The organism is Flavobacterium sp. 5 (genome assembly GCF_002813295.1).
In the GTDB taxonomy this organism is placed as follows: domain Bacteria; phylum Bacteroidota; class Bacteroidia; order Flavobacteriales; family Flavobacteriaceae; genus Flavobacterium.
Map to the genome: position 1 here is coordinate 4,567,737 of NZ_PHUE01000001.1, position 24,003 is coordinate 4,591,739.

The window sequence follows — 24,003 nt, forward strand, 5'->3', positions numbered from 1 at the left end:
GCTCTTTCAATTTGGTGTAATTTGCCTCTTAAATATAAAATATCTAAATAAATAATTTATTTGACAGTAAAATTATCTGGAATTATTGCTCCTTTTCGAATCACTACGATTCCTTCTTTTACACAATACAAATCGGTTACAGTATCTTCTAAGTGTTTACCACCTTTGACATATACATCATTACCAATTCTGCAATTTTTATCAACGATTGCATTGTGAATGAAGCATCTTTTACCGATGCCAATTAATGGAATGTTATTGGCAATGTTTTCTTTGATATCTTCAATACTTTGGTATAAATCATTACCCATTACATAGCTGTGTTGAATTACAGTTCCCTCTCCTATTCGAGAGCGATTACCAATAACAGATTTGGTAATTTCTTCAGCATGAATAATACAACCCTCAGAAATTAATGATCTTTCGACCATTGTTTTATGAAACTTTGATGGTGATAATAAACGAGGTCTCGTATAGATTTTATTATCATTGTCAAATAGATTAAATTGTGGAATATCATCTGTCAATCCAATATTTGCCTCAAAGAAAGAATCGATATTTCCGATATCAGTCCAATAACCTTCATATTGGTAGCTCAATAGCTTTTTATTTCCAACGGCTTGTGGTATGATTTCTTTTCCAAAATCTTTTGTCTCTGGATTAGACATTAATTCAGTTAATAGTTTTCTATTAAAGATATAGATTCCCATAGATGCTAAATAATGTTTTCCTTGGCTTTTCATTTCTTCACTTACTTCTGATGTCCAATCAGATAATAATTCTTTTGCCGGTTTTTCTATAAATGATTGAATAGTACTGTCTGAATTAGTTTTTAATATTCCAAATTCAGGAGCATCTTTTGCATTTACTGGCAATGTGGCAATAGAGATATCAGCTTCTGCTTTTATATGAGCCTCAACCATTTCGTTAAAATCCATCTGATATAATTGATCTCCAGATAGGATTAGTGCATAATCAAATTCATGGTTTAAAAAGTGCGGCATACATTGTCTAACCGCATCTGCCGTTCCCTGAAACCAAGTTGGATTATCTGGTGTTTGTTCAGCAGCTAAAATATCTACAAATGAATCACTGAAAAAACCAAAATTATAAGTGTTTTTAATATGAGCATTTAAAGATGCTGAATTGAACTGAGTTAACACAAACATTTTGTAGATATCAGAATTGATACAGTTCGAAATTGGAATATCTACCAGTCTATATTTTCCTCCTATCGGTACTGCTGGTTTTGATCTTCTGGCAGTTAAGGGGAATAATCTAGAGCCTTGACCACCACCTAAAATAATAGCGATCACATTTTTCTTTTTAGTTTTCATGTCTTTTTGCAATAATTAAATTATATAATTCTATGTATTCTTGGCTTATGTGTTCCCAAGAATGGTCTGTATTCATTCCTTTAATTTTAATTTGGTCTATGATATCTTTATTAGAATATAAATTGACTGCTCTTTGTATAGCATCACAAATATCTTCTACAGTTGCTTGATCATGACAAATGCCATTTCCATTATCTTCAAAATCAATAATGGTATCTTTTAGTCCTCCTGTTCTTCGAACAATTGGTATAGTTCCGTAGCGCATTGCATACATTTGATTTAATCCACAAGGTTCTATACGTGACGGAATTAAAATAAAATCTGAACCAGCATACGTTTTATGAGCTAATTCTTCATTATAACCAATGTGCAAATGATAATTGCCTTTATACTCATCAAGTAATTGTTTAAGTTCATTTTCTATTCGAACATCACCATATCCTAAAATTAAGAAATTAATTTCATTTTTATAAGTTGTTAAAACTGATGGTACTACTTTAGGGAGTAAATCGGCTCCTTTTTCATTATATAACCTTCCAATAAAACTAAATAGCGGTTTTGTTGGATCCATGTTAAAAAGCGAACACAATTGCTCTTTATTTTTTTGCTTTCCTTCATTAATATTAGATATTGAATAATTGCTTTCTAACATTGGATCTTTACGAGGATCCCAAATGTCTGTATCAATTCCATTAAGAATTCCTTTTGATTTGTCTCTCACACGTTGAAATAATGTTTCAAGTCCGTTATCAGAATAATTTATTTCATTAAGATAGCTTGGTGATACTGTTGTAATTTTATCAGCACTTTTTATCGCTGCCGCTAATGAGTTAATACAATTACCCCATTCTAATTCTTTTATATTAATCAAATCAAATTCTGGCAAATAATACAATTTATTAAATGTGAATATTCCTTGATACAAGCCATTATGAATGGTAATAAGTGTTGAAATATTTTTTAATTTTTCATATTTTGGACAATACTTTTTCATAAAAGGAATTAATCCCGTATGATGGTCGTGACAATGAATTATATCTGGCATAGTAATCCATTCGGAAATCCAATCTAATATTGCAATTTGAAAGGATAAAAAACGCTCTATATCATCTCTATAATTATATATATCAGGTCGATCAAAGAGTTCTGGTATTTCAATTAAATAGAGATTAAATCCTAATTTATTACTTGTTTCTTTAAGTACACTATATGGAAAGTTGAAATTGCCTAATTTTAATTTTCCCGAATGAACACAATCAAAATCATTTTCTAATCTAAATGCTGTTTGATAGCATGGAATGATAACGTTAACGTTATTTTCTGTGTTATTTTGATATTTTGGCAATGCTCCAATTACATCTGCTAGCCCCCCCACTTTTGCTATTGGGTAACATTCTGCCCCCACGTGAAGTATTTCCATGCATTATTTATTTTAATTTTCTTAAAAAAAAGGTTTTATTCTTTTTATATTTCAATAGTTACAAAATTTAAAAAAGTGTTGATTTTATAGTAAGAAACTAAATTATATTAACATTAAATTTATAGTACTTTTGTCTTTTTTAAATTTAGTTAAAAAAAGTTAACATTTAAAGACTTCTAATAATTTTATCAATATGACAAAAAATACCTCAAATCATATTAAACCTTTAAAAATTCCCAAAATTATAATACTATCTAGTAAGTTTATTGCGTTTCTGTCTCCGAAATGGGCTACTATTTATGCCTCTAAATTGTTTACAACCCCAATAAAACATAAGATTCCAAAACGAGAATTTGAAATGGATGAAAAAAGTAGTCAGCAAATGATTACAATTCCTGTGATAAATAGAGAAATTAATATTTATGAATACGGAAAAAGTGATACAAATAAAAAAGTTCTTTTAGTTCATGGATGGTCAGGTAGAGGAACACAATTGTGTAAAATCGCTAAAGAAATGGTTAATTTAGGATATCAAACGGTTAGTTTTGATGCCCCTGCGCATGGAAAATCACCAGGGAATTCTACTATTATGGTTGATTTTATTGCTTCTGTTATTGAAATTGACAAACAATTTGGACCTTTTGAAATTGCCATCGGTCATTCTTTAGGAGGAATGTCAGTAATGAATGCGATAAAAGAAGGTTTAAAGGTTGATAAGGCAATAATTATTGGAAGTGGAGATATTGTACAAGATATTACGGATGATTTTATTGCTAAATTAGGATTAAAACCTGCTATAAGTAAATTATTATGCGAGCGTTTTGAAAATAAATATGGAGGAAAAATGGATGACTATAGTGCTTATAAAGCTGCAGAAAGTACCTTAATTCCAACTTTAGTTATTCATGACAAAAATGATCCTGAAGTTCCGGTAAAAGCTGGTATAAATATTCACAAGCATCTCAAAAATGGGGAATTAATGTTAACAGAACAATTAGGTCACAGAAAAATACTTGCAGATCATCAAGTGATTCAAAAAATAATTAATTTTATTAAAAAATAATAATTATGAACTATCCTTTTGTTAAAACTGAAAAAGAATGGGAAGAAGAATTAGGAATTGAACGATACAGAATTCTTCGTCAAAAAGGAACTGAATACCCACACACTGGAAAATATAATTTACATTTTGAAAATGGAGTGTATTGTTGCGGAGGTTGTGGTACTCCCCTATTTGAAAGTAATTCGAAATTTGATGGACATTGTGGTTGGCCTTCATTTGACGAATCAATACCTGGAAAGGTAGAGTATATGTCAGATACAACACACGGAATGAAGCGCACTGAAATTCTATGTGCTAATTGTGGGGGGCATTTAGGTCATGTTTTCGATGATGGACCAACAAAAACTGGTCAACGGTATTGTGTGAATTCTTTATCTGTTGATTTTAAAGAAAAATAAAATTTCTTTCGAAAATAGTTATAAAAAAAGCTTCACAAAATTGTGAAACTTTTTTTATAGATAAAAGTAATGTTTTAAAATGCAACATTCCATTTAGGTAATTTACCTGTTTCGTCTAAGAAGTTTTGCAAAACTTGTCCTTCTATGCTAGTAGGAATAGCTTTTATTGAGTCATTAAACGTTTCAAACCAAAAAACTTCTAAAGTATCAATGTTTTCTTTTTTCATCTGTGCTGGCCAAGAATATTTTCTTCCAGTTTTTGCAAATTGATGACCGTTTACAATTTTGTCATATAGTCCACCACTTTTGCTTTTTAGAGTTCCATCATTTTGAACAGTTCCAGTAGAACTAACCATAATTAACTCTTTTGTATCTGCTACAACAGCATATACTACAAAAACACCACTTGCATTGTCTGAAGCGTTACAAACAGCTTCTAAATTATCTTCTTGTGTAAACGTAAAATTTCCTTTTACTGTAAACTTTTCTAATTCTTTGTACATATCTTATTTATTAATCAAAATGCCCCACAAAATCGTGAGGCATTTTGGAATTTTATTGTTTAAAATATTGAAAATTAACCCAATACTTCTTTAACTTTTTTACCAATCTCAGCTGGAGAATCTACAACGTGTATTCCATTTTCTCTCATGATTTGTTTTTTAGCTTCAGCTGTATCATCAGAACCTCCAACAATTGCACCAGCATGTCCCATTGTACGTCCAGCTGGAGCTGTAACTCCTGCTATGAAACCTACAACTGGTTTACGGTTACCATCAGCTTTGATCCATTTAGCCGCATCAGCTTCTAATTGACCACCGATTTCACCAATCATAACGATACATTCCGTTTCTGGATCGTTCATTAATAATTCAACAGCTTCTTTAGTAGTAGTTCCAATAATTGGATCTCCACCAATACCGATAGCAGTTGTAATTCCTAATCCTTGTTTAACAACCTGATCAGCAGCTTCGTAAGTTAATGTTCCAGATTTTGAAACAATTCCAACAGTTCCTTTTTTGAAAACGAATCCTGGCATAATTCCAACTTTAGCTTCTCCTGGAGTAATTACACCAGGGCAGTTTGGTCCAATTAATCTAGCATTTCTTTCTTTAACATAGCTATTCGCTTTAATCATATCAGCAACTGGAATTCCTTCTGTAATTGCTATGATAACTTTTATTCCTGCATCAGCAGCTTCCATAATAGCATCAGCGGCAAAAGCTGGCGGTACAAAAATAATTGTAGTATCAGCTCCAGCTTGTACTACAGCATCTTTTACTGTATTGAAAACTGGAAGGTCCAAATGTGTAGTTCCACCTTTTCCTGGAGTAACACCACCAACAACATTTGTACCGTATTCAATCATTTGTGTAGCGTGGAAAGTTCCTTCACTACCTGTAAATCCTTGAACAATTATTTTTGAATCTTTATTGACTAAAACACTCATGATATATTTTTTATGTAGTTTTTAAAATTGTTTCGCAAAAGTAAGGCTTTTGTAATTATTTTATACTTTTTTTAAAATAAAAATAATGACTAAACTTGACTGATCTGGTATCCTCTGTATAATTTACTATCTTTTATTTCCCATATAATCATAATATGAGCCAAAAACATTTCTTCTCTTGGATTTTCTATTGTTTTTACAAAATGATCAAAACGAACAGAAACGATGTTTCCTTCTTCGATAATATGACTAATTCTTGCTTTTGTACGAACATAAGCTCTGCTAATTTCATTAGTCAACTTTAATATTTGATCATAATCCCTTTGAAGAAATCCTGCAGTACTATTCCAATCCAAAATACATTCGGGATGTAAATACTCTTTCATTATCTCAGGATTAATGAAGGCATCTGATTTATAAAAACTTTTTACAATTTCTTTAGCAGACATAATTATTTCAATTTATTTAAAATTTCAGGAATCTTCTTAATATTTGCTGATTGTTTTAAAAATGCTCTTGATTCTTGTATTGGGTTTCCATTATAAACTTTATCTCCGGATAATGATTTGGTCACTCCTGCTTGAGCTAAAACTATAGCTTTAGATCCAATTTTAATTCCACTTGTTATTCCTACTTGGCCCCAAATGGTAACTTCATCTTCAATAATAACACAACCAGCAATTCCAGTTTGAGAAGCAATTAAGCATTTTTTTCCAATAACGGTATCATGTCCAACATGTACTTGGTTATCAATTTTTGTTCCTTCACCAATTGTGGTATCTCCAGTGACTCCTTTATCAATAGTGCAAAGAGCACCAATTCCAACATTGTCTTTAATTACAACCCTACCACTTGATAGTAATTGATCATACCCTTCTGGTCTTTTTTTATAATAAAAAGCATCAGCACCAAGAACAGTACCGGAATGAATAATTACATTATTTCCAATAATAGTATGGTCATATATTGAAACATTAGCATGTATTAAACAATTTTCACCAATAACAACATTATTTCCAATGAAAGCATTTGGCTGAATAATTGTTCCTTCCCCGATTTTTGCTGAAGAAGAAATGGTAACGTTTGCTTGAGTAAAAGGCTTAAAATGTCCGGTTAGTAAATTAAAATCTCTAAATGGATCATCAGATATCAATAATGCTTTTCCTTCTGGGCAATCCACTTCTTTATTAATTAAAACAATCGTAGCAGCAGAATTTAATGCTTTATCGTAGTATTTTGGATGATCAACAAAAACTATATCACCCGATTCCACGACATGAATTTCATTCATACCATAAACAGGAAATGAAGCATCACCAACAAATTCACATTGAAGTAAATTTGCGATATCTTGTAGTGAATGAACTTTTGGGAATTTCATAATTTAATTAGAAATAGTATAATTAAAAAATGTGCTAATATCAATTAACACATTTTCTAATTATCAAATTATTTATGCTTTAACACGTTCCATATAAGAACCTGATGTAGTATCAATTTTAATTTTGTCACCTTCATTAATGAATAAAGGTACATTTACTGTAGCTCCAGTTTCAACAGTAGCTGATTTAGTTGCATTTGTAGCTGTATTTCCTTTGATACCTGGTTCGGCATAAGTAACTTCAAGGATTACTGATGCTGGCATATCTACAGAAAGTGGTAAATCTGTCTCAGTGTTGATACTTACCATAACGTTTTCTCCTTCTTTTAATAAATCAGGGGAATCAAGAATGGATTTATTTAAAGAAATTTGTTCGAAAGTCTCTACATTCATAAAGTGAAATAAATCCCCTTCAGGGTATAAAAACTGAAATTTGTGATTTTCAACTCTCACTTCATCAATTTTATGTCCTGCAGAAAATGTATTATCCAATACTTTTCCATTGCTTAAACTTCTCAATTTTGTTCTAACAAATGCAGGTCCTTTACCTGGTTTCACATGAAGAAATTCAATGATTTTATAAATATCATTGTTATATTTGATACATAATCCGTTTTTAATATCTGATGTAGATGCCATTTTTTTGTTTATTTATTGATTCTTTTATTTCTAGATTCATTTATTTATTTGAACGATTAAGCGATTTAATAAATAAAATGATCAACTGACTTATTTTTAATAATTCCCTGAATATCCTTTCATAACACCACGAGACGAATTTCTAATAAAATCTAATATTTCGTCACGTTCTGTTGTTGCTTCCATTTCTGCTTCAATAATACCAATTGCTTGGGTTGTATTGTAGTTTTTTTGATAAAGAATTCGATAAATATTCTGAATTTCTCTGATTTTTTCAGTAGAAAACCCTCTTCTTCTTAAACCAACTGAATTAATCCCAACATAAGACAAAGGTTCCTTTGCCGCTTTAGTATAGGGAGGAACGTCTTTTCTTAATAAAGAGCCACCAGAAATCATTGCATGATCTCCTACACTTATAAATTGATGTACGGCAGATAAACCGCCAATAACTGCATAATTACCAATGGTTACGTGCCCTCCAAGCAGAACACCATTTACAATGATTGCATTATCACCCACATGACAATCGTGAGCAATATGGGCAGCAGCCATGATTAAACAATTATTTCCGATAGTGGTTTGCCCTGAAGCTATAGTTCCTCTATTTATAGTAACACATTCTCTAATAGTACAGTTGTCTCCAATAATGGCAAGAGAATCTTCTCCTCCAAATTTTAAATCTTGAGGTACAGCAGCAATTACCGCACCTGGAAAAATGTTACAATTTTTACCAATTCGAGCTCCTTCCATTATAGTAACATTGGAACCTATCCAAGTACCATCTCCTATAATGACATTATTATGTATGGTTGTAAAAGGTTCAATTACAACATTTTTGGCGATTTTTGCACCTGGATGAACGTATGCTAACGGTTGATTCATCTACTGTTTTTTTAATTAATTAAAAGATTAATACTTTTTATAAAGCATTTAATCAAAATTTATTGCTTTCTAGCAATTTGCGCCATTAACTCAGCTTGAGCAACTAATCGCCCATTTGCATAAGCGTTTGCCTGCATGTGACAAATACCTCTACGTATTGGAGTTATTAAGTCACATTTGAAAATAAGTGTATCCCCAGGTAATACTTTTTGTTTGAATTTTACATTATCAATTTTCATGAAAAAAGTCAAGTAATTTTCAGGATCTGGAACTGTGCTCAAAACTAAAATACCTCCAGTTTGTGCCATAGCTTCTACAATCAAAACTCCAGGCATTACTGGTGCATTTGGAAAGTGACCAATGAAAAAACTTTCATTCATTGTCACGTTTTTCATGCCTACTACGTGACTATCAGACATTTCGATTATTCTGTCAATCAACAAGAATGGAGGTCTATGCGGAAGCATTGCCATAATCTTATGGATGTCCATTAATGGTTCTTGATTTAAATCATAAGTAGGAACATAATTTCTTTGTTCGTTTTTGATGATTTTTGACATTTTTTTTGCAAACTGAGTATTCACATAATGTCCAGGTTTATTTGCAATTATCTTTCCTTGGATTTTAGTTCCAATTAAGGCTAAATCACCAATTACATCTAATAATTTATGTCTTGCCGCTTCATTAGGATAATGCAAAGTAAGGTTATCTAAAATACCATTTGGTTTTACAGTAATCTCATCTTTACCGAATGCTTTTTTCAAGCTTTCCATTGTAGATTCTGAAATATCTTTATCTACATAAACGATAGCATTATTTAAGTCCCCGCCTTTAATTAATCCATTTTCTAATAATGCTTCTAATTCATGTAAAAAACTAAATGTTCTTGCATTAGAAATTTCAGTTTTGAAATCATTAATAGTTTTTAAAGTTGCATTTTGAGTACCTAATATTTTTGTACCAAAATCAACCATAGTTGTTACACTGTAATGATCACTTGGCATAACCATGATCTCACTTCCAGAAGCTTCATCTATAAAAGAAATAACTTCTTTTACTACATATATATTACGATTTAATTCTTGTTCCTGTATACCAGCTTCTTCTATGGCTTCCATGAAAAATTTTGAAGAGCCATCCATAATAGGAAGTTCAGAAGCGTCTAATTCAATGATAATATTATCCAAATCAGAACCCATCAAGGCAGCTAAAACATGCTCAGGTGTTTGAATTTTGACACCCAATTTTTCTAAATTTGTACCACGTTGTGTATTAACTACATAATTAGCATCAGCTTCAATAACAGGATGACCTTCAAGATCAACACGAACAAAAGTGAATCCATTATTTACTGGAGCAGGTTTAAAAGTCATTTTTACTTCTTTTCCAGTATGTAATCCAACTCCCGTTAACGAAATTTCTGTTTTGATGGTCTTCTGTTTAACCATTGTTTCCATTTTTTTGGTTTAATATTTGTTTTTTTAACTCTTCTATTTCTTTTACCATTTTTGGTAAATTCTTAAAATAAACATACGATTTACTAAAATCAGAATATCCAAAAGTTGGACTTCCCTGTAATACTTCGTTGTCTTTTATATTGCTTGCAACTCCAGATTGAGCCTGAATACGTACATTATTACCAATAGTTAAATGCCCTACAATCCCTACTTGTCCTCCAATCATGCCGTTTTCACCCAATTTTGTTGAGCCTGCAATTCCTGTTTGGGCAGCAATAACTGTATTTTTTCCTATTTCTACATTATGAGCAATTTGAACTTGATTGTCAATTTTGACACCGGATCTTATAATGGTAGATCCTAATGTGGCTCTGTCAATAGTTGAATTGGCACCAATATCTACATAATCTTCAATAATTACATTTCCAATTTGTGGAATTTTATTATAAGTACCATCTTCATTTGGAGCATACCCAAAACCATCAGCACCAATAACTGCTCCTGAATGAATTGTGCAATCATTTCCAATTACTGTCTCGGAATAAATTTTAGCACCAGCAAAAATAATGACATTATTACCAATAGTCACATTGTCACCAATAAAACTTCCGGGATATACTTTAACATTATCTCCTAATATTACATTGTCTCCTATGTAACTAAAGCTTCCTAAATATAAATTTTCACCATAGGCTGCACTTTCGGAAATAAAAGAAGGATTTTCAATACCACTCTTATTTAATTTCACTTGATTATAAAACTCTAATAATTTAGAAAAAGCTTTATAGGCATCACTTACTTTTATAAGTGTTGTACTTATTGGAGATTCAGGTTCAAAAGTATCATTAACGATTGTAATTGAAGCTTCAGTGGTATATATAAAGTTAGTGTATTTTGGATTGGATAAAAAAGTAAGAGAACCGCTGGTTCCTTCTTCAATTTTAGATAAGCGAGACACTTCAACATTGGGATTACCAACAATCTCTCCTTCTAATATTCCTGCTATTTGTTCAGCTGTAAATTTCATCTTATTGTATTGTATTTTTAAAAGGTATAAGACGGAACAGACTAAAAGTTAGTTCTCACACTATATAATAAAAATGGATTGGCTTGATTCATGGCGACAAAAATATAAAAAATAGGTTTTAAATGTTAATTTTAAAGCAGTTGTTTTGGAAAACAAATATAATACTTAGTTACTAACCTTGATAACGACTTCAAATTCAGTTGGTCAGAAGCTTCTACAACATCTTCGATAGTTGCATCTTTATTTAATATTCGTATAGGTTCAGCTACTTTACTGTATGCCTGGCTTTTTATTTTTCCTTTGAATATAAAATAATTAGACTCGGCCAATGTAATTTTATTTTTAATTGAAAAACGTTCTTTTTGCTCTTGCAATTCTTCTAAAGAAACTTTTTCATTGGTCAATTTTATTTTTAATAAGTCTCTGTTAATAATCATTTTGCTTAACGAAGAGAGAATAAAGTCATCATTACTTTCCCATGCTTTTAAGGCACTAATAATATCAAAATCGTCTAGTTTTGTAAAAAGTTTTACTGTTTTTTGATCGAAAGTATCTAAGGTTACTTTGTTTTGCATGAAAAATAATAAGGGAGCACTACATGGCAAAACAATCCCTCTTTCGGTTAATTCTTTGGCTCGTTTTAAAGCTTTGGTTAAAGTTAGTTCGGCAACCAAGCTTGTTTTATGTAAATATACCTGCCAATACATCAATCTACGTGACATCAAAAATTTTTCAACCGAGTAAATTCCCTTTTCTTCAATCACCAATACATCATCCACCACATTCATCATCTGAATCAATCTCTCAGAATTGACATTTCCTTCGGAAACACCTGAATAAAAGCTATCTCTTTTTAGATAATCCATGCGATCCATATCCAGCTGGCTAGAGATCAATTGTAGCATAAATTTACGATGGTATTCTCCTTTAAAAACTTGAATGGCAAGACTCAATTGACCATTAAATTCAATATTGAGTTCATTCATCAATAGTAATGAAATTTCTTCGTGATGAACATCCTCCACAATACTGCTTTCCATTGCATGTGAAAATGGGCCATGTCCTATATCATGCAATAATATGGCAATATATAATGCATTTTCTTCTTCGGTGCTGATGTTTATTTCTTTAAAGCGCAAGACTTCAACTGCCTTTTGCATTAAATGCATACAGCCTAAAGCATGGTGAAAACGGGTGTGATTAGCTCCTGGGTATACTAAATAAGACAGTCCCATTTGAGATATACGTCTTAACCGCTGAAAATAAGGATGCTGGACTAAATCGTAGATTAAAGGATTTGGGATAGTAATAAACCCGTAAATTGGATCATTGAATATTTTTAATTTATTTATTTGAGACACAATCAAGTAATTTTTAGGAAAACAAATATAGTTAAAATAGTATATAGTATTGAAATCGATTTTGTATTCTAATTGCAAAAACTTTTGTCAGCTACTGTAATAAGAAAAGAGCAAATTTCATACAATAAAAAAACCTCCAAAATTTATTCCTTGGAGGTCTTTTGTCTTTTGAAAACTATCTTATAAAAGCTAAATTTCGATAAACAACCGATATGGAAATACGTTTGAAGATTTGTTTTTTAAATTTTTCATGAAACTCTCACACAAATAATCCCATTCTGTAAGGGATAAAAGCTCTTTTTCGACTGAATTTATTTTTAAATAAATGTCTACCGTTCGGCTAAATCCTGCTTTTACAGAAATTTCTTTTCGTGTACCTTTTTCTATTTTAACATCAGTAATGCAACTTTTAAAATGATTAAAACCAAAAGCTTTTATATCTGCAAAAGTCACAATTCGCCCTCTTGTCAATAAATCATTGCGATAAGCCAAAATACGATCTTTGTTATTCTGCTTATTCATTCCCCCAACAGTATTGGTGACCAATACAACTTCTTTACTAACAAAATACAAATCGTCTTTGGATTCTAAAACTGTTCCTGCTTTAATATCATTTCCTTCTTCTGCACATGTTGACCAATAATTTATTGCAAATGATTTCCCTATAGAATCATCAATTTTAGGCTTAATCATCAAATAGGGAGCATTATTTTTGGAAAAATTACTCTCTTTCGCTTGCTGCTCAACAGATGCTAATAACTGATTAATTTCTACCAATGAACTATTCATGAAATCTTTTCCTAAACCTGCAAAAGAAGAACTTTCATCTTTTAATAAGTCTAATACATTTTGAAGTAACTCTGAAGCACTTCTGGAATCGAATCTGGAAACTCCTCCTGTTCGTAACACTGCATTTCCTTCTTCAAGAACACCATCTTTGAATTCTTTTATTTCGTAATGATTATTGAATCCATCAACAACAGTATCTATATCGAGATATATATTATTATCAGTTTCAAGAGCTACGTATGATAAAAAATTGCCGAGTGTTTTATTTATGGTATGTCTTTTTTTATTAATTACTGGAAAACAATTTGCGGTAAAAGAAACATTATCAATTATTTGAGGAATTAACGATTCAGGAAAAACCATTTTTATCCAAATAATAGGATTCCCATTGCTATTGGTAACTCCTTCAAAATGTTTATACTCAGTGCTGTATTCTTTAATTGTTTTGTACTGTAACTTCCCTTTAAAAGTGTAAAAATTATCAAAATAAAATTCGTTTACCTCCTGCATTACTTCACTTAGATGTGTGTAATTGCGATTGATGATATTCTCTATATCAAAATTGTTTACAGGAACATTATATCCCTCTTCTACAAGAATTTGTTTATCGTCATGGAAACATTTCATTTGCTTTAAATAGTAATGAAACATTTCTTTTTGATGTGTGTTTTTAATATCGATATATAACATTAAATTCTCTATTTCGGATATAGTATTCTTTAACTCGATACCTAAAAATACTTCCCCAGAAGGTAATGAATGTCTATAATCCCGAACTGCATCTTTGTAAAAAAGATTAGAGATTTCATAGAGATTTCTTTCATAGGCAACATATTTTACCTCTGCTGCAGCTAATTTCACCTCGAGTGTAGGCGAAAGTGTTATCTCTTTGGTAATTGGTGCTAAGGGATTATAAATATTATGAATTCTTCTGTTAACCGACATCTGGTTTTTTAAAGAAATATTCATATTATTTTCAATTGGCAAAGCATACATAATCGCTCTAGCTGGTTTTGTACCAGCAATAACCTCTGGGAACATAATTTCAAGAACCCTTTCTACTACACGGGTTTTAGAATCCTCAAGCTCATGTGCTACTTTTTCTAATTCATATGATAATGCATTAAGCATCATCGATACAACTGGATCGAAAGATGTTTCCATTTCAACATCTGAAAAGCCCCATGTTCTGGCTGCTCTTTTTAATACCCTATCTTTTATTCGTTCTTGTCTCATTGATTTTTTTTAATAGCAAAAAAGCTTTACGCTAAGTCAATTATTTTAAATAATAGCTCTTATTAATTTTTGTTTTTTATTGGAAATGTTTCACTACATTCTTTAAAAAACAACAAATTCAATTAGTAGTTTTCTCAATCTATAAATATAAACTTCTTCTTATAAAAGACAGTAAAAAATTGTTAATGGATATCATAAAAATTCATATAAAACATACAGAAATTAAAGTCACTATAAAGTTAAAAATTTTTAAACAATAGATAATAATGACCTGACTTATAGTTAAGGTATGTTGTAAAGTCCTAGATGGAATCCAATTCCTTAATTAATTTGAACATAAATTTAGTTTATATGTTATCGTTCCTTACAATTCTGATATAAAGGGGATAAAATATTAATAATGATAAAATACTTATCAGCGTTCAATAAATTTTATTTTTCTATTATAATTTCCAACTATCTATTTTATTGTATTTTCCAATGTTTATTAGGGTTTTCTTTAAAACCATTTGGATAAAAATATACAAGACTTCCTTCAGTAATATTATAAATTGTATCATTTATAGTTTCTGTAGAACTTCTGTTATAAGTTTCAAAACGATAATATGGTAAAGTGGGACAGGCTTCTTTACAATTTTTATATTCTTTAATTAATTCCTTATCATTATAAACATAAGAAACAAGATACTCATTTATAAATTCCGAATTATCAGATCTGATATCAATTAAAGCACCTCCTATAAAAGCATGATAGTAAGGTTTATAGAATCTTGTTAAATTAAAAGTTTCTTTATAAAATGATTGCACATACAACGTCTTATTTGCTCTTGATTTCAAATCTATTGTATCGTTCATTTCTTCGATTAGTTTTATAAGTTCTTCTTTGGAAGAAGGAGGATTTTGTAAAACAAAAACATCGAACACATCATCAGCCACTTTTTTATTTTCAAACTTAATCCAATGTATTTTTGTTCCTTCCAATTTATACAATATAAAAGGAGATAATACTATCGCTATAATAATTAGTAATATTCTTCGCTTTTTAATATGTTTCATTAACTGTTTTATTTTTTATTTTTATTACGGTACAAAATGGCTTATAACCACATTTATGTTGCAGAATAAACCAACATAAAAAACCTTCAAAACTTGCAGGTTCAAAAAAGCCACCTTTTATTTTGGGATCAATATCCTCACTATTTAGTCCATAATGATCAAAAAAATCAATGTCAAACGTGGCAGCAAATGTTCTTTTTTTTTCATCTTTTACAAAATTTGTTATTATAACATTATAACCCCATGTGTCATTTATTGCTATACCTAATCCACCATATTTATCTGAATATGTAGGGCTAGGAATATCTTTTCTTTGTATTTTGGTTCCTGGAATGTAAAGATTTTTATCATTATTTACCAATAGTTGCTTCTCAAACACGAAATTTGGATTTTGCTGTAATTGCAATTTCATGTTTTCTTTTAATCTTTTTAAAAATAATTTAGTACTATCATGCTCTTTAGCTGCCTTGGTTAAAATTTCATCTGAAAAATCGCCCTCTTTATTTCCTACAAATTTTTTATACATTTTTAAATTTATATCTTCTAACTCTCCTTGTGAAAAGTCAGTTAGTAAATCCTCCATTTCATCAGCTAATTTTTTTATCCCTTGGAATCCTTCCTTGTTTACTATATCAATCCATTTTTTTGTATCTGGATTTAATGTAATTATTTCGGCATCAGTCATATCTTTGCTCATCATGTCATGATGCGTTGCGGTGCCTTCTTCGTTCATCCCCTTGCGATGGCGAGATTGTGCAATAATATAAGGATGGAAAACATCTTTGTTTTTTATATCTAAACATACTGCATCATCAGCCTTTTGATAGAAAGCATACACTTTTGCATTCTCAAAAGTGTGATTTAATTTCAGTGGTAAAATAATTTTATCTCCTTCTAATTTATTATAATTTGCTGCACCTAAGATAATTTGTTTTTCAGTATCATCTAATTTCACAGCCCATTTTAATAATTTAAGTTCAGGGACTGTAGGTTTTCTTGTCGTTGTTGCTTTAAAAATATAAGAGGCTCCTAAAACAATTTTATCTACTAATTTTCCATTACCATCAAATGGCCCTTCAACTTTTGTTATTCGAATATCTGTAGGAGGTTTTCTATCTTTGTTTTTATCATAACTAATCTCTTTTTTACTATTTTGAACAACTTTTTTAGTTGATTGATTTGAAATTTGGGCTCCATCATCTCTAATGCTACCAGATGCATTTTCGAAAAAATTATTGGCTATTATAGTAATCTTTCCCATAATCTATGCATTCAAAGATTTTTCTCCTGACAGATTCTCTATTTTACCCTTACTGTTCTGAATGTGTTCATCTACAGAAATTGCTTCAATTTTGCCTGAGGCATTTCGAGTAATATCTTTAGCATCAGCAGAATAATTTTCACTAGCTACTTTAGTAATGTTTTTTGCCATTACTAAATAATCTGCTCCTGCATTGTGTGAAATCATTGCTATTGCATTTTGTGAAATATCACCTCCTGCACTTTCAGAAATATTCGTTCCCGCTGTAGAATTAATATTTTGTCCTGCTGCCATTGAAATATTCCCACCAGCATTTATACTAATATCGTTAGGTGCATTCACACTAATATTCCCTTTTCCATCCATTTGCCAAGTATTACCAGAAGGGTCTTCAATCAAAACACTACCTTCACCGTCATTCAAAATGATTTTGGTTCCTGAGCGTGTATGGATTGCCTTTACATTATTTTCTCCATCAGCATATCCACTAGATTCACTACCGTTATAGTGCGTTCCTAAAACATAAGGATTTTGTACATTGCCACCTTCAAAACCTACTAATACTTCTTCGTCAATTTCAGGAATAAAGTAAAAACCTTTGCCTGCTCCTGCATGTGGTTGTATGAGACGTATCCAATCGCTCTTCATATTCCCACCTGTCCAATTAAACTCTACTTTTAATCTACCTAAACCATCAGGATCGTTATTATCAATTACTTTGGCAGGCTGTGTCTCGGCTTTTGCAAATATGTGTACATCGGTATAATTTGGTGCGGCAACGTCGGCTGGAATTGCTTTGAACTCACAGGAATAATTTCCATGTACCTGTGAATGGTGTATAACCTCGACTGCGATTAATTCATGTTCTACTGTCTGATTTACTATCGTAAATACTTGTCCAAGACCTATTGGGAAGTATGATATCCCACTATAATACACACTATTAGCATCACTACCTGAAGTTTGTAGTGTTACCATTTCATCTATATCGTCTTTATTTTGAGCGTTTGTTGTATAAGCACCAGTACTTAAATCACTATTAGTAACCGTTCCTTGATTGTAGCCCACAATAGCCGAAAAACTATCTTTACTACCTGTAGAAGTTTTGGCTGCTGAATTGCGAATATTTGCTCCACTGCTATAATCATACCCTGTTAAGGAAATTTTATGCGAGGACATATTGGTCTGTATCTTAAAACCATGAAGTGAAGCTCCGTTAATAAGCTTTGTTTTGCTGTTTTTCGTTTGTCCAAACTGCATTCGCATCCCGTCAAAATAAAACCATTGACCATAACGTGCTGATACTCTTTTTAGAAATTCAAAACTAGTTTCGTTATATTGTACAAGGTTTTTAAATTCTTTGAGATGGGTAGATTTTATAGAGTCTCTTTGATAAAATTCGCCAGGACCCTCAGAAAAAATACTTAAAACAATATCATCCATAGTCATTTCCTGATAAGCTCTTGATTTTTTTATATCATCGAGGAAAACACTATGGCTTACCCCTGTAACATGTAAACCAACTGGACTTCCATTAAGATCAACTGAGGATAATTCCGTAATAATTCCTTTACTCATCAATTTAATTCCAGTAAGACTCATAAAAGTGAATATTACTTCATCTCCTAAATAATTTCTTAATGCTTTGGCTTGATCTACAGGGTTTATTAGTGCCTTTCCTGTGTATTGCCAAATGAATGAAAATTCATGATGATTAGCCATTTTTTGTGATAGCTTAAAATCATAATAAACAATATTTTGGGTAAAACTCCCTATAGTTATGTGTACTTGTTCTGAAAAATGTGCCATAATAAATGCTTTTTAGTAGCTATTAATTTAATCTAAAGCAATCCAGTTATTCGAAAATTTAGCATCTCCAAAAGTCAATTCTTTAGCAACTAGTTCCATTGTTATTTTCATCGGAACCTCTGTAGTACTTGTAAATTGTTCATCATAACTAACACAAAAAGCTTTTACAAACTTAAGCTCTTTCATTTTGCTTAAGGCATCTCTTCGGTAAAAAACAATTTTGCCATCTTTGGTTAAATCACCATTTAGCATCCATGATAAAAAGTGGCTGTTTTGAGTTGCCTCTATTATCATTTTTACGATGCCTCCTTTTGCATTTCCTGTAGGTTTGCTTGTTGTATCAATTTCTTGTTTAAAACTAATATTAAATTCAAGAACATTATATTCTTCTCCGTCTATATGTAATTTAGATAAAAAACTCATTTGTAGATTTGTTAGATTGTTAAAAGGTACTATGACAAAATGTGCACCAGCTTACTATAAAGATTTAGATTTTTAAAAATAAAGCAAAAAAGGAAGTCCAAAAAATGGACTCCCTTCAATGGTTTTAAACTTGATTAAGTTTGATAAAGTCCAAAGGATTATACCCAAGCATTATCAAATTCTCCTCCACCCATAGAAATTTTACGAGCAGAAATCATAAAAGTTTCTGTTAACGGATTTTCACTGTTATGGTCAAAGTTTTCTTTGTATTTAACCATGTAAGCTTCTGTAAACTTCAACTCTTTTAGAGTAGCATTAGAATCACGCTTGATGAATTTTACTGACCCATCTTTTCTTTCGAAATTATTGGTCATCCACTCAAACAATTCAGTACTTCCTGTAGACTCAACTTCAATCATAATTCTTCCACCACGTGTTACCGTAGATGGACGACCAGACGCGTCTGTTTCTTGAGCTAAATCATAGCTTACATTCAATACTTTGTAATCTTTTCCTGCAACTGATAACGATGTTAAAAACGACATAATAAAAATTTTTAGTTATTAATTTATTTATTTATATTGTAAATATATAATTAAAATCTTATAATAAATTTATTTTTTATAAAATTTTAATTACAATTGTTGATTTTTAAATTATTTATAGAAAAACAGTTAAAAAGTAATTACTTACAAATAAATAAAATCTAAATACTGTTAATTTTTTAATTATTTGTAAGACAAAGGGCCGACAAAAAAATATCCTCGAAAATCAAAATCTCTATTTGTACTTTTTATGGTTGCTTCAATAATAATGTCAACCTTTTTTTTTGCTCTGCTAACCTCATCAACTAAATACATAGTTTCTGATAATTCAACTTTGAGTTCATTTACTTTTATTCTTCTTTCGTGCAAAAGCAGAGATTGCTTCATTGTTTTTGAAATGATTTCTTTTAATGTATTTTCATTCATGAGTAAATCAAAATCAATCTCCCAAATTCTAGAGCCAAAAGTTTCATCAAACTTGCATTCGCCAAATGTTGTTGTCGCCAGCAATATTATCTGTTGTGCAATTGAATGTTCAATTGAAGTTTTTTCTAATTCTTTCTTTTGTATAACACTATTAAAATCAATAGGTAGTTTATAAAAAGCTCCTTTCATTATTGTATGTTTTTAAATATAAACCAGTCTATTTGTACTTCCCTCCTTGTTTGTTTCCATTCCTTTTGAAACCTCTTTTCGTTTGATTATATGTAATTTTACATTTGGAGTAATTTTTAAAAATTTTTCTCGATACAAAATGTCACCTATAAATCTTTGCCCTTTTTTTTCATCAACAATTAGAAAATAGCTGGTTCCTTTTTCAATTTTCAGTCTATTTATATCTCCAGAATAAATCTGAACGTTTTGTCCTTCTTTTTGAAAAGTATAAGTAAGTTCTTCTTGATTTAATTTTCTGTATTTAGAAATATCAAATATCTCCATATCCTCTTTTAAAGGTTCAAATGGTATATTCTCGAAAAGAAAGTTTTTTGGTGCTAAAAATTTTAAACCTAAAAAACTCCACAACCCTTTTTTTGTTGTCTGTTTTTTATAAAAAAAAGTATCACGTGTTACTTTATAAATTTCTTTTTCATTGGTTTTATCATCTGTAACAATCATCTGATACGTTGGTATCTCTATTTCAGCTGGAATATCCGCTCCTTCAAAATGAGTTTTTAGATTGACTATACCCACCTGTTGTTCAGAAATTGTTATACTGATTGTATGTTTTTTTAAGGCAGAGTCAGTTCGGACAACAACTTTGCCTTCTCCGCTTCCCGCATAAAAAATAGAACCATCATTATCTGTAAGTCCCAAGGAAAGATTTAATTCTGGAAATGGCATATTTAAAATTTTAAAATGAATTAAGCTTTAAAGTTAATCTTGAATTATTTTTCAGTTTTGACTTAAGTCCAAATTTGATTTATTTTTTTTTCTTGATTTTATATAATTTTAAACAATGCAGATAAAATTTTATATTTTGATTATCAACTTCACTAGGACTAAATTCATAATCTTTTTTAAGTGAATAGAACTTTATAGTATTAATAGAATTGGTCATTAATTTTTTAATATCTTTTCTTGTGAGTTCCAAAACTGCTGTACCATCACAATTTACCTTGTACGTATTTTTCAGAATGTACACATCTCCATTTTTAAAATAAAGTTCCAGGGGTTGATTCTGTTTCACACAAACATTATCAGTGAAAATTTTAAAATACAAGTATATGCTACTTTGTCTTTTACCAAGTTGAAACACTGCATATTCCTCATATTCTTCATTAAATACACGTAGCAAAATTGGTTTCGCACTTGCAAATAACTTTCCTGAAAGCAATAAATCATTTTGAGAAATTGGACAATTTAAAGTATCAATTGGATTTATTTTTTGTGCTTTTATCGAATTTGTAATAGAAAATAATCCGACTAAAAGTATAATTTTAAGTACGTTCATGAATTTGAATTATTTGGTTTGATCATTCAAAAGATCAATATTTTGTTTAAAAAAGGAAACACATTTTTTATGTGCTTCCTTTTTAGAATTTAGTGTACAATTATTTTTGTTCGTAATCTGTATCCCATTCTGTTCCATCAGTTCCTTTTTGCCCATCCATTTTTATAAGGAAATTTTTGGCTGGGAAATATGGTTTCATATGGATGTCCATATATATTCTGTCTTTTTGAATTGGATCTTGTTCAAATCTGCGAATTTCAAAATTCTCGATTAATTTATCTGGGCCTGTTATACCATCAAGGAAACTAACGATTTGATTCATAATTTCTTTACGGGTTTTAGCTGTAAAGTTTTCGAAAGCACGACGGTTAAGGAAATCCATTAATACTTTAGTAACATAATCAAAAACACGAACTACTGAATACGTTTGTAACCCTAAATTATCTCCACTAAACAAAGTTTTTGCAGAGAAAGCCATTACTTTTCCGTACTCGTTTACCATAGGAACTAATCCTAAGTTTTCAAGATTTGCAATTTCACTTTTCTTAAGGTCAAATTTTACTCCGTCCACTTCATTAATACCACCGAATTTTTTACCAGCAGTAACCTGAGACATCAATGTTTTGTATATTTTACCAGCAAGTGCTGCAGATGGTGCAATGTGTAAATCTTCGTTTTCACCAATTTGGTCAAATCTTCCACGACCTACTAACCAATTACAAGTCATTATTACATTCGAACGATATACATCACCACCTGTTAAAGAAGCAGCATCGAACATTTCCATTACGTCATCCGGTTCGTCAAGATGTTCGAAATCAGTAACCAACATTACTTTATTTTCATGAGCAATCTTAGCCCATTTTTCGATTACTTTATTAGAACCTAAATAACCAGGAATTACAAGTATTCCATAATTGTTTTTTAGGTCTAAACGGTCATAATTATCAACTAATTCTGAATGAATAGCATCGATAAAACGAGTGTTGTCAAGGTCTTTTAATTGCTCTAAATCAGCATTTACGATAGTGACATTTTTAACTTTATCAATTTCTGTATTTTTGAAAAATAAAGCAATTGTTCTGTAAGCAGCTTCAATTTCTCTTGTATCTTCGACCGCTTTAATCAAATTCTTTTTTAACAATGCTTCAGATTCTTTGCATTTGTCCTCACTTTGAGCCACCATATCAGTTAAAGCTTCATTGTTGCTTAAAACCGAAACCCATAACTCTAAAGTTTTTTTAAGAGTTTCTCTCTCTTTTACTTTATTTACTTCACTAAGAAAAATTTTTCTTCTTGCTTTTCTGTCTGGATTGAGGTTTTGAATTCCTTCTATTGACATTTCCAATAAATCAAATCCACCGTATTTAGCCAGTTTTTCAATATTTTTTTCAATTGCACCACCAACTACTTTACGTTCTAATACAGCAGTATCAGCGTCATTTCCTTTATATGCTTCTTTTGTTGACATATTATATTTTTTATAAAATTTATTTATTTTCTTTTAACTCGTTAATTAGCGTTCCAAGGCTAGCCAATAAAGCTTGTTTAGCTTCACCGTCTTCCAAAGCAGCTTTTAAAATCTTGTTTGATTTTAACTGACGAATGATTTTTTGATATTGGTCTTTTTCTGTTTCTAAATCAGATAAAAAACTACTTTGAGAAGTGATTCCTTTTATACCAAAATCACCTAAATTTTTAAAATTCAACGCTTCTACTTTTGTAGCACCGTCTACATTTTCAAAATTTACTTTCACTTCTGGCTTAAAGTGTTCGAATGCTTTTTCTACACTCGTAATTCCTTCAACCAATTCTGGTTTTACAGGAGCATCAACAGTTAGCTTTTGAGCAACAAGTGTTCTGTTTTGAGGGATTGCAGTGATTGCTTCATCTGCATCTAATTTTACTTCATTACCTCCAATTCCATAATTTGATAACATAATTTTAAATTTTAAATGGTTGTTTACTAATTTTTTACTTTTATTATTCTATTTATTGATTTTGATAAATCTGACGACAGACATCTAAATCTCTACTTACTTTTTCTAACTCTTCTTTATATGTTTTAGCCGATTGATTCAAACTGTCTATTAAGTGTGAATTATGAGTAAGGCTTCTAATTTGCTTTTTATAATCAATAATGTTTTTGTATGCCAAAACAACATTGTTGTATAGTTTTTTATTCTCAGTAGTATCTTTTGGGATTTTTTGATACATATTGGCAATCATAACATTAGCCAAACGTTGCTGAAAATCATTATCCACTTTTGGGGAATTAATTGAATCAATTGTCATTCTAATACTGTCAATTTTTACTGAAAAATTAGTTTGATAATCGTATTCTCTTTTCATCATTTCATTCTCAGATTTCAGTACTTTATTTTCTGCAATAGGCATATAAAAATTGAATGATACCGAAATTAACATCACTGAAAAAGTGAGAATAAATGCAATTAGAAAAGCGATAAAAGCTTTTTGACGTTCTTGTTTGTTTAATACTTCCATAATTTATATTACT

The 24,003-nt window shown here is 30.5% G+C and carries 25 protein-coding genes; 2 read left to right on the forward strand and 23 right to left on the reverse strand.

Going from position 1 to position 24,003, the window contains the following annotated elements:
• Nucleotides 1–56 precede the first annotated feature (56 nt).
• Both CLU82_RS19130 and CLU82_RS19135 read right to left on the reverse strand, forming a co-directional pair.
• Entirely contained in the window at nt 57–1,337 is a 1,281-nt protein-coding gene (locus CLU82_RS19130) for a glucose-1-phosphate adenylyltransferase (RefSeq protein WP_100844607.1), read from the reverse strand.
• Nucleotides 1,327–2,757 carry a glycogen synthase gene (locus CLU82_RS19135; protein WP_100844608.1) on the reverse strand — a complete coding sequence of 477 codons (1,431 nt, stop codon included), beginning with the start codon at nt 2,755–2,757 and terminating at the stop codon, nt 1,327–1,329. Before CLU82_RS19135 ends, CLU82_RS19130 begins: the two co-directional genes overlap by 11 nt.
• Nucleotides 2,758–2,950: 193 nt before the next feature.
• Here CLU82_RS19135 and CLU82_RS19140 point away from each other — a divergent pair, with 193 nt between their 5' ends.
• Together CLU82_RS19140 and msrB are read left to right on the forward strand one after the other, a co-directional pair.
• A complete protein-coding gene (locus CLU82_RS19140) occupies nt 2,951–3,820 on the forward strand; it encodes an alpha/beta fold hydrolase (RefSeq protein WP_100844609.1) in 870 nt (289 codons plus the stop codon).
• Between the two features lie 5 nt (nt 3,821–3,825).
• Entirely contained in the window at nt 3,826–4,218 is a 393-nt protein-coding gene (gene msrB, locus CLU82_RS19145) for a peptide-methionine (R)-S-oxide reductase MsrB (RefSeq protein ID WP_100844610.1), read from the forward strand.
• 74 nt (nt 4,219–4,292) lie between these two features.
• On the opposite strand, the gene CLU82_RS19150 is transcribed toward msrB, so the two are convergent.
• From CLU82_RS19150 to tssO, 21 genes are all read right to left on the reverse strand, one after another.
• Nucleotides 4,293–4,721: a hypothetical protein gene (locus tag CLU82_RS19150; protein ID WP_100844611.1), complete on the reverse strand. Its 429-nt coding sequence runs from the start codon at nt 4,719–4,721 to the stop codon at nt 4,293–4,295.
• Nucleotides 4,722–4,795: 74 nt separating this feature from the next.
• Complete coding sequence (sucD, locus tag CLU82_RS19155) at nt 4,796–5,668, reverse strand: succinate--CoA ligase subunit alpha (protein ID WP_100844612.1); 873 nt, start codon at nt 5,666–5,668, stop codon at nt 4,796–4,798.
• An 89-nt stretch (nt 5,669–5,757) separates the two neighbouring features.
• Nucleotides 5,758–6,117 carry a nuclear transport factor 2 family protein gene (locus tag CLU82_RS19160; protein ID WP_100844613.1) on the reverse strand — a complete coding sequence of 120 codons (360 nt, stop codon included), beginning with the start codon at nt 6,115–6,117 and terminating at the stop codon, nt 5,758–5,760.
• Between the two features lie 2 nt (nt 6,118–6,119).
• Nucleotides 6,120–7,049 (reverse strand): UDP-3-O-(3-hydroxymyristoyl)glucosamine N-acyltransferase, encoded by a 930-nt coding sequence (locus tag CLU82_RS19165; protein ID WP_100844614.1) that lies wholly within the window; start codon nt 7,047–7,049, stop codon nt 6,120–6,122.
• Between the two features lie 72 nt (nt 7,050–7,121).
• Nucleotides 7,122–7,688, reverse strand: coding sequence for an elongation factor P (gene efp / locus CLU82_RS19170; protein WP_100844615.1), 567 nt, complete (start codon nt 7,686–7,688; stop codon nt 7,122–7,124).
• 96 nt (nt 7,689–7,784) lie between these two features.
• Complete coding sequence (gene lpxA / locus CLU82_RS19175; protein ID WP_100844616.1) at nt 7,785–8,570, reverse strand: acyl-ACP--UDP-N-acetylglucosamine O-acyltransferase; 786 nt, start codon at nt 8,568–8,570, stop codon at nt 7,785–7,787.
• 59 nt (nt 8,571–8,629) lie between these two features.
• On the reverse strand, nt 8,630–10,018 hold the full coding sequence (locus CLU82_RS19180) for a bifunctional UDP-3-O-[3-hydroxymyristoyl] N-acetylglucosamine deacetylase/3-hydroxyacyl-ACP dehydratase (RefSeq protein WP_100845082.1): 1,389 nt from the start codon (nt 10,016–10,018) through the stop codon (nt 8,630–8,632).
• Nucleotides 10,011–11,054 carry a UDP-3-O-(3-hydroxymyristoyl)glucosamine N-acyltransferase gene (gene lpxD, locus CLU82_RS19185; RefSeq protein WP_100844617.1) on the reverse strand — a complete coding sequence of 348 codons (1,044 nt, stop codon included), beginning with the start codon at nt 11,052–11,054 and terminating at the stop codon, nt 10,011–10,013. Before lpxD ends, CLU82_RS19180 begins: the two co-directional genes overlap by 8 nt.
• Nucleotides 11,055–11,185: 131 nt before the next feature.
• Nucleotides 11,186–12,415 carry an HD domain-containing protein gene (locus CLU82_RS19190; protein WP_100845083.1) on the reverse strand — a complete coding sequence of 410 codons (1,230 nt, stop codon included), beginning with the start codon at nt 12,413–12,415 and terminating at the stop codon, nt 11,186–11,188.
• Between the two features lie 189 nt (nt 12,416–12,604).
• Nucleotides 12,605–14,440, reverse strand: coding sequence for a type VI secretion system baseplate subunit TssF (locus tag CLU82_RS19195; protein WP_100844618.1), 1,836 nt, complete (start codon nt 14,438–14,440; stop codon nt 12,605–12,607).
• 465 nt (nt 14,441–14,905) lie between these two features.
• A complete protein-coding gene (locus tag CLU82_RS19200) occupies nt 14,906–15,496 on the reverse strand; it encodes a hypothetical protein (protein ID WP_100844619.1) in 591 nt (196 codons plus the stop codon).
• Complete coding sequence (locus CLU82_RS19205) at nt 15,483–16,757, reverse strand: DUF3289 family protein (RefSeq protein ID WP_100844620.1); 1,275 nt, start codon at nt 16,755–16,757, stop codon at nt 15,483–15,485. Before CLU82_RS19205 ends, CLU82_RS19200 begins: the two co-directional genes overlap by 14 nt.
• Nucleotides 16,758–16,760: 3 nt before the next feature.
• Complete coding sequence (locus tag CLU82_RS19210; protein WP_100844621.1) at nt 16,761–18,566, reverse strand: type VI secretion system Vgr family protein; 1,806 nt, start codon at nt 18,564–18,566, stop codon at nt 16,761–16,763.
• 27 nt (nt 18,567–18,593) lie between these two features.
• On the reverse strand, nt 18,594–18,989 hold the full coding sequence (tssD, locus tag CLU82_RS19215; protein ID WP_100844622.1) for a type VI secretion system tube protein TssD: 396 nt from the start codon (nt 18,987–18,989) through the stop codon (nt 18,594–18,596).
• A 158-nt stretch (nt 18,990–19,147) separates the two neighbouring features.
• Nucleotides 19,148–19,534 carry a type VI secretion system tube protein TssD gene (tssD, locus tag CLU82_RS19220; protein WP_100844623.1) on the reverse strand — a complete coding sequence of 129 codons (387 nt, stop codon included), beginning with the start codon at nt 19,532–19,534 and terminating at the stop codon, nt 19,148–19,150.
• A gap of 183 nt (nt 19,535–19,717) precedes the next feature.
• Nucleotides 19,718–20,149 (reverse strand): GPW/gp25 family protein, encoded by a 432-nt coding sequence (locus tag CLU82_RS19225; RefSeq protein ID WP_100844624.1) that lies wholly within the window; start codon nt 20,147–20,149, stop codon nt 19,718–19,720.
• 12 nt (nt 20,150–20,161) lie between these two features.
• Nucleotides 20,162–20,875, reverse strand: a complete 714-nt coding sequence (locus CLU82_RS19230) for a hypothetical protein (RefSeq protein WP_100844625.1) — start codon at nt 20,873–20,875, stop codon at nt 20,162–20,164.
• A gap of 79 nt (nt 20,876–20,954) precedes the next feature.
• Nucleotides 20,955–21,485 (reverse strand): hypothetical protein, encoded by a 531-nt coding sequence (locus CLU82_RS19235; protein ID WP_100844626.1) that lies wholly within the window; start codon nt 21,483–21,485, stop codon nt 20,955–20,957.
• Between the two features lie 100 nt (nt 21,486–21,585).
• On the reverse strand, nt 21,586–22,956 hold the full coding sequence (locus CLU82_RS19240) for a DUF5458 family protein (RefSeq protein ID WP_100844627.1): 1,371 nt from the start codon (nt 22,954–22,956) through the stop codon (nt 21,586–21,588).
• 19 nt (nt 22,957–22,975) lie between these two features.
• Nucleotides 22,976–23,425: a hypothetical protein gene (locus CLU82_RS19245; RefSeq protein ID WP_198520242.1), complete on the reverse strand. Its 450-nt coding sequence runs from the start codon at nt 23,423–23,425 to the stop codon at nt 22,976–22,978.
• Between the two features lie 52 nt (nt 23,426–23,477).
• Nucleotides 23,478–23,990 carry a type VI secretion system TssO gene (gene tssO, locus CLU82_RS19250; RefSeq protein ID WP_100844629.1) on the reverse strand — a complete coding sequence of 171 codons (513 nt, stop codon included), beginning with the start codon at nt 23,988–23,990 and terminating at the stop codon, nt 23,478–23,480.
• Nucleotides 23,991–24,003 lie beyond the last annotated feature (13 nt).

Excerpts from the sequence above, each read along its gene's own strand:
- CLU82_RS19235 (WP_100844626.1), bottom strand. The coding sequence starts at position 21,485 with ATGAACGTACTTAAAATTATACTTTTAGTCGGATTATTTTCTATTACA.
- msrB (WP_100844610.1), top strand. The coding sequence starts at position 3,826 with ATGAACTATCCTTTTGTTAAAACTGAAAAAGAATGGGAAGAAGAATTA.
- lpxA (WP_100844616.1), bottom strand. The coding sequence starts at position 8,570 with ATGAATCAACCGTTAGCATACGTTCATCCAGGTGCAAAAATCGCCAAA.
- CLU82_RS19150 (WP_100844611.1), bottom strand. The coding sequence starts at position 4,721 with ATGTACAAAGAATTAGAAAAGTTTACAGTAAAAGGAAATTTTACGTTT.
- tssO (WP_100844629.1), bottom strand. The coding sequence starts at position 23,990 with ATGGAAGTATTAAACAAACAAGAACGTCAAAAAGCTTTTATCGCTTTT.
- CLU82_RS19245 (WP_198520242.1), bottom strand. The coding sequence starts at position 23,425 with ATGTTATCAAATTATGGAATTGGAGGTAATGAAGTAAAATTAGATGCA.
- CLU82_RS19225 (WP_100844624.1), bottom strand. The coding sequence starts at position 20,149 with ATGAAAGGAGCTTTTTATAAACTACCTATTGATTTTAATAGTGTTATA.
- CLU82_RS19140 (WP_100844609.1), top strand. The coding sequence starts at position 2,951 with ATGACAAAAAATACCTCAAATCATATTAAACCTTTAAAAATTCCCAAA.
- tssD (WP_100844622.1), bottom strand. The coding sequence starts at position 18,989 with ATGAGTTTTTTATCTAAATTACATATAGACGGAGAAGAATATAATGTT.
- CLU82_RS19160 (WP_100844613.1), bottom strand. The coding sequence starts at position 6,117 with ATGTCTGCTAAAGAAATTGTAAAAAGTTTTTATAAATCAGATGCCTTC.
- CLU82_RS19130 (WP_100844607.1), bottom strand. The coding sequence starts at position 1,337 with ATGAAAACTAAAAAGAAAAATGTGATCGCTATTATTTTAGGTGGTGGT.
- CLU82_RS19165 (WP_100844614.1), bottom strand. The coding sequence starts at position 7,049 with ATGAAATTCCCAAAAGTTCATTCACTACAAGATATCGCAAATTTACTT.
- sucD (WP_100844612.1), bottom strand. The coding sequence starts at position 5,668 with ATGAGTGTTTTAGTCAATAAAGATTCAAAAATAATTGTTCAAGGATTT.
- CLU82_RS19135 (WP_100844608.1), bottom strand. The coding sequence starts at position 2,757 with ATGGAAATACTTCACGTGGGGGCAGAATGTTACCCAATAGCAAAAGTG.
- CLU82_RS19210 (WP_100844621.1), bottom strand. The coding sequence starts at position 18,566 with ATGGCACATTTTTCAGAACAAGTACACATAACTATAGGGAGTTTTACC.
- CLU82_RS19180 (WP_100845082.1), bottom strand. The coding sequence starts at position 10,018 with ATGGTTAAACAGAAGACCATCAAAACAGAAATTTCGTTAACGGGAGTT.
- CLU82_RS19205 (WP_100844620.1), bottom strand. The coding sequence starts at position 16,757 with ATGGGAAAGATTACTATAATAGCCAATAATTTTTTCGAAAATGCATCT.
- CLU82_RS19240 (WP_100844627.1), bottom strand. The coding sequence starts at position 22,956 with ATGTCAACAAAAGAAGCATATAAAGGAAATGACGCTGATACTGCTGTA.
- CLU82_RS19200 (WP_100844619.1), bottom strand. The coding sequence starts at position 15,496 with ATGAAACATATTAAAAAGCGAAGAATATTACTAATTATTATAGCGATA.
- CLU82_RS19230 (WP_100844625.1), bottom strand. The coding sequence starts at position 20,875 with ATGCCATTTCCAGAATTAAATCTTTCCTTGGGACTTACAGATAATGAT.
- tssD (WP_100844623.1), bottom strand. The coding sequence starts at position 19,534 with ATGTCGTTTTTAACATCGTTATCAGTTGCAGGAAAAGATTACAAAGTA.
- CLU82_RS19195 (WP_100844618.1), bottom strand. The coding sequence starts at position 14,440 with ATGAGACAAGAACGAATAAAAGATAGGGTATTAAAAAGAGCAGCCAGA.
- lpxD (WP_100844617.1), bottom strand. The coding sequence starts at position 11,054 with ATGAAATTTACAGCTGAACAAATAGCAGGAATATTAGAAGGAGAGATT.
- efp (WP_100844615.1), bottom strand. The coding sequence starts at position 7,688 with ATGGCATCTACATCAGATATTAAAAACGGATTATGTATCAAATATAAC.